Source organism: Pseudooceanicola aestuariicola, assembly GCF_045763785.1.
Lineage (GTDB): Bacteria > Pseudomonadota > Alphaproteobacteria > Rhodobacterales > Rhodobacteraceae > Pseudooceanicola.
Genome location: NZ_JBJGSF010000025.1, coordinates 1 through 1,162, shown reverse-complemented (window position 1 = coordinate 1,162; position 1,162 = coordinate 1). Strand labels below are relative to the sequence as shown.

Annotated in this window: 1 protein-coding gene; it reads left to right on the top strand. The window is 52.6% G+C overall.

What is annotated here, in order from left to right; translation table 11 throughout:
• Window positions 1-111: 111 nt before the first annotated feature.
• Window positions 112-912, top strand: a complete 801-nt coding sequence (locus ACI3GR_RS20120) for a glycosyltransferase family 2 protein (protein WP_407497038.1) — start codon at window positions 112-114, stop codon at window positions 910-912.
• Window positions 913-1,162: the final 250 nt, after the last annotated feature.

Genomic DNA, 1,162 nt, shown 5'->3' with positions numbered 1-1,162 from the left:
GGCCTTAGCTCAGCTGGGAGAGCGCCTGATTTGCATTCAGGAGGTCAGGAGTTCGATCCTCCTAGGCTCCACCATTCTTCTTCGTTAGTGTCCCCGGAAACGGAGGCAAGCATGAAGATTGCTGCGATCACAATGGTCTACAAAGACTATTGGGCATTGGCACAATGGGTTGATCACTACGGTCAACTGATTGGAATGGAAAACCTTTTCATCTTTGCCCATGGTAAGGACGATGAGGTGAACAGGATCGCCAACGGCGCATCTGTCATAACAATCCCACGGGATGATCTGACAGCGTTCGACAGAACACGCGGCGAGGTGATGAATGGACTGCACCACGGCTTAGCGCAGGTTTACGACTGGGTCATTCGCACAGACGCGGATGAGTTGATCGTGACTGACCCGAACATCTGGACGGATTTCCGGACGATGTTCAGCGCACAGCAAAATGCGATCTTTGCTTTAGGCTTCGACATGGTCGGAGACGAGGCCAGCTTCACTGGTCACTATAGCAAAGCATTCGCTACACAGGGCTATCCACTGGCACAGCATGGTTTGAAACTTCCAGATCGGAAGCTAAGCCCAGAAGCCTACACCCTTCCAGACGGTGTTTACTTGGCTCATCTGAAATACGCTGACGCAACGGCGCTTGCCGCCGCGAACGCGGTCAGGGCCGAAGTTGCTAACAGCAGCGCAAAGGGTCTGCCGGGCCCAGCGTGGAAAGAGGCCAACGCTGACGCGGACAAGTTCTTCAGAACTTTCGCAGCCAAGAAGACGGTCACATGGCCGGACGCGGTTGCCGAAGCGAAGTCACTCGCTAAACCGGTCATTATGGAACGTGCGTCTGTGTTGAAAACCAAATCATTCCGAACCGATACAAAGGCACTGCTGCCTGATTGGTTTGACTGCTGATGGATCAGATCAGCAAAAGCTCCGACCGGAGCTTTTGCTCGTCCGATCCGGACGAATTGACATCGTAAAGAGAGAAATCAACAACGTTGTTTTCTGCTGATAGTGATCAGTAGAAACGTTGGGCGCCTTCGGGCACGCCGTAAGAGGGACGCCAAGCCCTACATCGGTTTACCCTTCGAAAAGAACAACAGTTGTCCAAGTCAAGTACACTAACCAGTCACATCGCAAGATGTGACAACAGTTCGATCCA